At 49.0% G+C, this 8,873-nt stretch carries 9 protein-coding genes and 1 pseudogene; all 10 read right to left on the bottom strand.

Features of this window, described 5'->3' with window-relative positions; genetic code table 11:
- Nucleotides 1-202 (bottom strand): annotated as a pseudogene (locus tag C230_RS22225) (IS1380 family transposase); the annotation flags it as partial.
- Between the two features lie 340 nt (nt 203-542).
- On the bottom strand, nt 543-962 hold the full coding sequence (locus tag C230_RS0101565; protein ID WP_018130324.1) for an acyl-CoA thioesterase: 420 nt from the start codon (nt 960-962) through the stop codon (nt 543-545).
- A 54-nt stretch (nt 963-1,016) separates the two neighbouring features.
- A complete protein-coding gene (locus C230_RS0101560) occupies nt 1,017-1,307 on the bottom strand; it encodes a hypothetical protein (protein WP_018130323.1) in 291 nt (96 codons plus the stop codon).
- Nucleotides 1,295-2,335 (bottom strand): thiamine pyrophosphate-dependent enzyme, encoded by a 1,041-nt coding sequence (locus C230_RS0101555; protein WP_018130322.1) that lies wholly within the window; start codon nt 2,333-2,335, stop codon nt 1,295-1,297. The genes C230_RS0101560 and C230_RS0101555 overlap by 13 nt, the downstream gene beginning before the upstream one ends.
- Complete coding sequence (locus C230_RS0101550; RefSeq protein ID WP_018130321.1) at nt 2,335-3,597, bottom strand: hypothetical protein; 1,263 nt, start codon at nt 3,595-3,597, stop codon at nt 2,335-2,337. Before C230_RS0101550 ends, C230_RS0101555 begins: the two co-directional genes overlap by 1 nt.
- Complete coding sequence (locus C230_RS23785) at nt 3,598-3,903, bottom strand: 4Fe-4S binding protein (protein ID WP_018130320.1); 306 nt, start codon at nt 3,901-3,903, stop codon at nt 3,598-3,600. It abuts the gene before it with no gap.
- Nucleotides 3,903-4,478: a 2-oxoacid:acceptor oxidoreductase family protein gene (locus tag C230_RS19085; protein ID WP_040392591.1), complete on the bottom strand. Its 576-nt coding sequence runs from the start codon at nt 4,476-4,478 to the stop codon at nt 3,903-3,905. Before C230_RS19085 ends, C230_RS23785 begins: the two co-directional genes overlap by 1 nt.
- A 713-nt stretch (nt 4,479-5,191) precedes the next feature.
- On the bottom strand, nt 5,192-5,968 hold the full coding sequence (locus C230_RS0101535; protein ID WP_018130318.1) for an SDR family NAD(P)-dependent oxidoreductase: 777 nt from the start codon (nt 5,966-5,968) through the stop codon (nt 5,192-5,194).
- Entirely contained in the window at nt 5,965-7,218 is a 1,254-nt protein-coding gene (locus C230_RS19080) for an acyl-CoA dehydrogenase family protein (RefSeq protein WP_018130317.1), read from the bottom strand. The genes C230_RS0101535 and C230_RS19080 overlap by 4 nt, the downstream gene beginning before the upstream one ends.
- Before the next feature lie 90 nt (nt 7,219-7,308).
- Nucleotides 7,309-8,873: purine-cytosine permease family protein (locus C230_RS0101525; protein ID WP_211207983.1), on the bottom strand; the 1,565-nt coding region annotated here is incomplete at its 5' end.

Below are 8,873 nucleotides of genomic sequence, written 5' to 3'. Positions count from 1 at the left end.
CGCTCTTGCCTTGAGACAGCAAACCGATGTAAGAAAAAGCAAGATCAGCATGGGAAATGTCGGGAGGGATGCGACAACCCGGCACCTTGGACTGAGCCAGACGTTTGCGAAGTTGTGTTTTCTGGAGTAAATACCCGATAAAAGCCAAGCCGGAATGGGTCACAATTCTCTCGTTGGACTCTTCAATAATAAACCGTTTCATGAGCTCACCCCATTGGTGAATATCGCAAAATGAAATTATCTTTCACTATCTTCATTTTACTACGAATATATCATGATTGTAATTAAGAACATGCTAGAATTTCACGGATTCAGGTTCTTATTTAAAATTCGAACCTATATTTTGCAATAATAAGCCGCTTCGTCTCGACTGTTACCAATCAATGGAACGATCTCTGACAGATCGACTGGCGGTGTTCCATTCCTTGATAATAGCTCGCAGTTTCGGAAAAATCAACGTTGTCAACCAGCTTCTTCGTGTAAATGCTAACTCGTTATATAAGAGAATAGCGGCTTATGATTGTTAGAAACTTATCAACGGATTAAACTTCTACTTTTACTTGGGTCAATTTCTTTCTAGCATCCTCTGGGATCGGATGAGCTTTGATTTTTTCTTCAGCAAAACTCACCCATCCCCGCACCTCGTATCCTTTTCCGGTTAATTCATCCCCCCGATAAACCTCATGCTCCATCTTGAATGTTTTGTTATTCACTTCGGCGATCCTTGTTACTACCCGAATTTCATCGTTGAAATAAAGCGGTTTATAGCAAGTGCAACCCGCATCAATCAGTGGAAAGCTGATTTTTTGTTCCAACATGAGTTCTTTGGGCGGGAGTCCGATTGTATTAAGCAGCCGAAGGCTGCCTATATCAAACCACTTAAAATAATTGGGATAATAGATGATACCCGCCATATCTGTGTCTCCCCAATTAACTGTAAGGTTTACAGTGTTTTGTATCACTTCAGCTACCTCCTAAGTTTCATCCTTTTAAGCTTAAGTTCGCATTTTGCAATGTTATTTATTCCCCTTCAGCCAATCCAAGAATTGTTCTTTATTCATAGATTTCATCTTTTGTTCAATTTCAAGTTTTCTATACCATGCTGATTTACGCGATTTTCCGTAATATTCCTGATGGATGATATGGCCTGCCTGATCCTTAACAAAAAGCGTGGTTTTACCCAATCGAACCGCATCACCAGCGCGAAACAGCATCTCAAACAGAGCAACAAAAGGCATTCTCCAAGCGTGTGCAGTGGCTTCAATTTCGACTTGAAAATCGGCTTGTCTCTTCGCTACATTTTGCATAGCTTCTCCAACCTTCTATAATTTTGATCAACCGCTTCTTGCAATTCTTTGAGTTCCTGCTCTGTCAAGTGCTGATACTTTTGCATCGATTGGGTATATTCGCGAATCGGCAATCTCCTCCTGACCTTGTAAGTAATCCGAAACTTTCCGTTTTCGCATTCCCATAACGGATACAAATTCGTCTCTACCGCAAGTCTCCCCACTTCAATCGTCTTCTCGGTCGGGAACTTCCACCCTGTCGGACATCCGGAGTACAGATGGATGTACGCCATCCCATTTTTCACTTTCATCGCTTTTTTCAGCTTTTCAATATAATCCGGCATGTAAGACGGATTCGCTGTAGCCACGTAAGGAATCCCATGCTGAGCCATAATCATCGGCATATCCTTACCCTTCTGGGCTTTTCCTCGGCTTCCGTCACCGACTGGAGTGGTTTGGGTCCAAGACCATTTGGGCGTGGTTCCGCTACGCTGGATCCCAGTATTCATATAAGCTTCATTATCATAGCAAATATAGATTATATTTTCTCCGCGTTCTGCAGCGCCGGAAAGAGACTGGAAGCCGGCATCTGCCGTTCCACCATCTCCGGAGAAAGCGACGACATGAATATCGTCCCGTCCTTGCCTACGGTAGGCCCGCTTGATTCCAGTTAGCATCGCTGCCGTATTGTCTAACAGCGGGAAAAATACAGGAATTTTCGTGCCTGATCCTCCTTGGAAGCCTACAACTCCAATCCCGCCCATGCATCCCGGAGGAATCGCCAAAATCGTATTTGGTCCAAGCACGCGCAGTGTGGTCCTCAAGGCTAATTCAGCGTGACATCCAAGACAGGCTGAATTGCCGGGTGACAATAAGTCTTCAACTTTCGTAATTTCCTTATATGCCTCCTTCAGCTGTTTTTCTTCCCTGAATATAAACCCAAAGCGTTTCCTGGTGAAAAAGGAATCATCCTTTTGCAGTGTCGGTTTTGCCCCTTTAGGTATGGTCGAATAATTCGTATTGTCTCTTTCCCCATTATGAACTCCCATCAGCTAACCACTCCTCTTTTTAAATCATCAGCACCGATCTCAATCAGTTCTTTCAGTTTTCTGTCATTTAATTGCGCATGCTCGATTTCATCCAAGCCAAACCATGTTACATCTTTCCACTGACCTCCGTTAGCTACATATTGGGTAAGGAGAATCGCATAGCGAATATTCTCAAAGGTAACGTCAGATCCACCCAATCCACCTATGAAATCTATCATCGGCGGCATAGCCAGGCCGCCGAACGCTTGCTTCAGCTCCAAAAAGCTAACACCGTAGCCGGCTGCAAATGAGACGTTGCGATCGATCACTCCGATCGCCTTTACTTTGACTAATAGTTGACGAACCTCTTCCGCCGGAAACGGCCGCAACACTCGTATGCGAACCATACCGACTTTGATTCCGTGTTCCCTCGCTTTATCAATCATCACTCTTGCTGTTCCAGCCGGGCTGCCTAAACAAACGATTGCGATTTCCGCATCATCCATCCTATAGGATTCAATTAGTCCGCCATAATCCCGGCCGAATAGCTGTTTCCATTCCTGCCGAACCTCTTCAATGACTCCCTTAGCCCGATTCATGGCTGTCACCTGCTTATGCCTGAATTCGGTAAGCATTGGGCCTGCAGTAAGAGGGTCAACGGACATGGGGGCTGCCGGATCTAATTTCAGATGGGTAATATCAGGCTTCGGAAGGAACCGGTCAACCGCTTCCTGATCCGGGATTTCCACTCTTTCAGCCATATGGGATAGCGAAAATCCATCATAACATACGTTTACAGGCAGCAAGACTTCTTTATGTTCCGCGATCTTATACGCCTGAATAACGGAATCGAGAATTTCCTGTACCGTTTCGCACCATATTTGGATCCATCCGGCTTCCCTTACCGTAACGGCATCCTGCTGCCCTCCCCATACGGTTTGCGGCGAGATCACCTCCCTTGTAACCAAAGCCATTACAATCGGCATCCGCATGGTACTAGTCCTGATATAAGGTTCGTACATAAGAGCAAGCCCTTGCGAACTGGTTCCCGTAAAAGTCCGGGCCCCCGCTAAGACTCCTCCTTGAAGAACGCTTAAGGCTGTATGCTCGCTTTCAACCTCGACCAAGTCCGCGTCCATTTCCCCATTTGCCACAAAAGTGGCCAGATATTCTACAAGAGGTGTCTGCGGGGTGATCGGATACGCAGCTACCAGTTCCGCCCGCGCTAATTTCGCTCCGTATGCGGCAGCCTTATTCCCATTTAGAACATCAATTTTTCCCATCTATTCATCACCCCTTTCTTCATACATTGTGATAGCATTCGCCGGACAGACCTCGGCGCAGATCCCGCACCCTTTGCACCAGTCCAAATCCGTATCATAATGCGTCGACAATTCGATCTTACAGCCTACAGGGCAATACATATAACAGGCTGAACACCTCTTGCATAAATCGGGATCCGTAACAGGCCGCTGATAGCGCCATAATCCGGTGTTGACAACGTATAGGCCACGGCCGACAGAGGCTATCTCGTCACCGGTTTCCTTATAGACTACATCGGCTTTTTTGATTGTGAATTGCAAATCCATCACTCCGCTTTCCTAAAAACTTGCTGCCTGCTTTTTACAGAAACTTCTTTGAATCCTCGTTCTACAGCTTGCAAATTTTGGTCCACAATTTTTTTAGGGAAAAACTCGGTAACAACCTCTTTCAAAGAATCCAACCCAACCAATCCGGTGGCGGCCGAAAAGGCACCTAGCAAAATGGTGTTGGTGATCGGCGCTTTAAAGATTTCCAAGGCAATCCGGTTTGCATCAACTGTTGCCATGAGCTGCAGTTCTTGCGGCGCACTCTCAAAATTAGGCTGTTTGCGTGAGTTGAGCACTGCAAAACTGTCGTGTTTCAATCCCTCGTACACTGGAATTTGCGCCAAGAGCGATTCATCCAAAACAATAATCCCATCCGGTCGATAGACTTGAACGCGTTCCCTGATCGGTTTATGATCAAGTTTTACGAAAGCTTGCAACGGAGCTCCCCGCCTTTCAAACCCATAAGCCGGAATGGATTGTCCATAATTCCCTTCCCGAACCAGTGCCTGAACAAGCAGCTCAGACGCCATAACCGCTCCCTGTCCCCCACGCCCATGGAAGCGAATTTCTTTCACAAATACCACCTCTTTTTCTATATTTTAATGCAGGTCAAAAAATTCTAAATGTAAACCGGTTAACATAAATCACTAAAATTAACCGCTGGATGCTTATGCGTTTCAGTCATTTGAGAACTTCACCACCTTGGCCGCCAAAGTGGTGTTTCATGCAAGACGATACTGTCTCCGATTGGGAAAGGCAAATCCCCAAAATAAATGTTGAAGACTGATGAAAACCCCCTCGAGCTAATAGGCTCACGGATGAAGGCCTTACCTTCGCTATGGCCAAAAGCCCAACCTGAAAAATCACATATTCTATCGGCATGAGGAACTTGGTAGAGGTTTTTAGGATTTGGCTAAAAATATTCCAGAAGGTTTTTGGCTTGGAGAGCAGAGAATTCGCGATCAGTCCTACCTTACAACCGCTATTATTGAAGAGCTTCCTTTTTTGTTCCACAATAACAGAAGGTGTGTCACATCAGAGCGCCGGGGAAGCAATTTGAAACAGCTCGCTCTCGTCCGGCATATAATCAAGCACCAAAACGCAGACGCTCCAAGTCTCCAAGCGTTTGTATATCGTTCCACGTAAACAGTTTCAATTGTGGTATAAGAGCCAATGCAAGTGACCCTCCCATCGAAGATTGTTTGTTTGGTCAACCACAATTTACCATGGAAGGGCTCACCTGTTTACTTTTTTACTCACACTAAGAGGCTGGGGAGGTCGGGCGCATTTACCGTGCTAAATAGCCTCCATCCACAATCAGCGGACAACCGGTAACGAACGACGCTTCGTCTGAAGCAAGGAAGAGGATCGCGTTGGCAATTTCCTCCGGCCGGCCGTGGCGTCCCATCGGATGAGCTTCACCGACTGCCCGCCAAAATCCGTCAAGCTCGGTCTGGCTGCCCAGCTTGATTTGCTCCGTCCTGGTTCCACCGGGGCATACGCAGTTAACGCGAATTCCCTCCGCGGCGTAACGCGTTGCCAGGGAAATCGTCAGCTGTAAGGCACCGGCTTTGGTGATGTTGTACAAAAAGGTGCTTTGTCCCATCATTTCCTGACCGATGAATGAGGAGATGGACGCGAGATTGACGATGGAGCCGCTCTTTTGTGCCAGCATGATCGGGATCACCGCACGGCAGCAGAGGAACATGCTTTTGAGATTGACATCCATGACATGGTCCCAGTCTTCGACTGTCGTGTCCGTGATATCGCGCAGGAAGTGTATCCCCGCATTGTTCACCAGAATGTCAATCCTGCCGTACCGCTCGCGGGCGGCGCGGGCGAGATCGTCCGCCGTCTCCTCGCGGGATATGTCTCCGCCGAGGATGAAGTGCTTATCCGGTTCCCTAGTACTTGCAACGAACTCTTCAAGCCTGGCGGTGTCGAGATCGTTGAGCACGAGCCGGGCCCCTTCCCGCGCGAACCGCTCCGCTGTGGCGCGGCCAATCCCGCTGCCGGCTCCGGTTATGATCGCAACCTTGTCGCTAAGACGAGTTCCCGTGGTCATGCTCCCTTTCCCCCTACCTGAACCGTCGTGAGCGGTTCCAAAGATTTGAGCGGCGGCATAGCTTCTGCCGGGTTGAGTCCCATCGTCAACAGGCCGACCTGATCGGCGCATGCGTCTATGTTGGGCGGCATAATCGGTGCCGTCGCCGCATCGCGAATCATCCTCTCAAGCGGCAACTCTTTCATCAGCCCGTGGATACCACACGCGATGGAAGCGGACTGTGCAGCGTTCATCGTTGCTTTGGCGATCATGTACTTTGCACGCAGGAAATGGTGGAACGTCTGCAGGCTCGGCCCGTACGTATCGCTGTACCACGCCGCATGGTACATGGAAAACTTGGCCGCCTCCAGTTCGCTTGCCATTGTGCCGATCCGGCGGCGGATATCCGGGTGGAACCCCTGCGGCTGTGCAAACCCTTTGGCTTTGCGCGATCCGAGCAATTCCCTGGCGTAGTTGAGAATTCCCATGCCGACGCCGAGGTACACAGCGGCAAACCCGGCAAACGACCAATTGGCTCCACGAATGATGAAATCATTGAGGAATTCGTCCGTCTGATGCAGAACGAACTCGTCGGGTACGAATGCGCCGTCATACTCAACCGTATTGCTGCGTGTCGCACGCATACCCAACGGATCCCAGACGTCGTGTACGGTCACTCCAGGCATCTTTCCGCCGTTAATCGGGACAAGGAATCCGATGCTGGCCTGCGGGTTGGGATCTCCTTCCGGATGGGCGTACAAGTACACGTAGTCGCTTGATTCAAACATTGAGGCAAACGCTTTTTTCCCGTGCAGCGTATAGCCTCCTTCCACGCGGCAAGCTTCCAGAGATGGCGTATAGGAAGTGGCCAGCAGGCTGGATGACGTAGGTTCGGAGACGGACGTGCACATCAGTTTATGCTCTTTCAGAGCAAGATCAACAACCCGTTGTTTCACAGTCTCAGGCACATCGGGGTGCTGCAAAATGGCACCAGTGGCATTGGCATGCATGTTGAACGAGTTGGCTGTGGAAGCGCAACCCTGGGCCAGTTCCTCCATTGCGGCGACATAACCGAGAAATCCTATACCTAAACCGCCGTACTTTTCCGGAATCGCAATGCCAAAGAGTCCGGCTTCCCGCAGTTTTTCATAGTTTTCCTCCGGTGCTGTCCGGTCGCGGTCGTGTTCCCCCGCCCTTTTTGCAAAATCTTTCGCCAATTCCCGACACAGCTCGATCACTTCTTGTTGTTTCGAAGTAAACGTAAAATCCACACTACCTCTCTCCTTTCATATCGTGAATGATCGATAACACATAAAAGTGCTGCTGCATTTGGCACTTACCCCTCCATTCCTTGGCCTGCATCATATCGATGTTTTGACGGTATCCAAGTTGTCTGCGCAGTTTGGTTTGAAGACGTAGAGGCGAAGTAGCGGATAGACAACTCCGGACACGATCAGGGAAGTGAAAAACTCGATTGGGATGAGATTATTTAACACGTAGTGAGCGAGTATCACCCCGACGATCGTAGATACGACGCCTGCCCAGTTGATTTCGTCGGCCCCAAACTGCCTGGTGTCCTGCCGACCTGTCTTTGAGCGAGCGATGAAGTAATCTGCGATCATGATGCCGGCAAAACAGGTAGTAATCACTCCCAAAATGGTAATCCATGCGTTTACCAACTCCAGGATTTTGCCGTACAGCATAATCAGCCCGATGATGTTTCCCAAGACGACAAAGATAAATCGTCCCGGCCGCCAATTGAAAACGGCAAAAAAATTGGACAAAGCGAGCGAGCCGCTGTAGGTGTTGAGCACCTGCGCTTTCCCTTGTGCCAGCACCATCAGGATCGTTCCCAGCAATCCGCCGAAGATGATGAAGGCTGCGGCGATGCTGTCAGGACTTTGCAATGCCGTCTGGGCGGCTGCGACTGCATCCATGCCTTTCACGGTAATGTAGTACTCGGTAACCTGCTTCATGCCCGCAAACATGACGATCCCGCCAACTGTAAGCATGACAATATCCATCGCGATGTTACCCAGAAACGCAGCAATCCCAATGTCCACAGAACGCTTCGCGTATCGACCGAAATCCGCATCGACCAAGGCAAGCGCTCCGGCAGAGCCGATGAGGACGTTTATGGCAAAAACAAATTTCCCCATATCCGTGTCTGCCCCCATCGCGGCCAGCACTTCGGGAGGGAACTGAGCACCGAAGGAGAGCACGGACGCCCAGGATTGACCGGACGAGAGAATGACGTCACCCACCATGTAAAGCAGCACGGCCAGGAACAGTACCAATGTCAGCGAGGAGACCCTTGCCACCAATTGAAATCCGAAGGTGGTGAGCAGCACCCACAAAACAGTTAATATACCGTAGATGATGACTTTTGCAGCAAGCGTGTCGGCGATGCCGAAGTAAAACAGAAAACCTTTGTACAACAAAGCGTTTTCCAATGCCAGAAAACCAAGGATCATAAAACCGTAAATCGCCGAGGCAATGAGCGAGCCTTTGTTGCCAAAACCGTAATACCGGGACATCACCGTACTGGATAACCCAGACTTATAGGCAATATGGCCCACTGCCCATCCAAGCAGACCGCCGATGACGGTAACGAAAATACCCGCCATTATGCCGATCTTGATGCCAGCGGCAAACGTAACCAGTGCGCCGAAAAACAACTGAATCAGCGTCGTGACAATGCCGGCCGTATTCCATGACAGGCTCAGCCATCCTTTCCGCTCTGACTCCGGTACCTCTTCCAGCGCGTGGTCCTCTATGACCGCATGCAAATCTTTACTGCTCATTCCATTCAGCTCCCTCAAAGAATTAATGTTTTCTTCGTTTTTCTCGCCATTACGCATGTTTTTATCTTTCACGAACGAAGCGCTTGAGGATAATATTTGACGAAAAGTGAATATTTGGGATC

The sequence above is a fragment of the Effusibacillus pohliae DSM 22757 genome (genome assembly GCF_000376225.1).
Taxonomy (GTDB): Bacteria; Bacillota; Bacilli; order Tumebacillales; family Effusibacillaceae; genus Effusibacillus; species Effusibacillus pohliae.
This window is presented reverse-complemented; position numbering and strand designations above follow the sequence as displayed.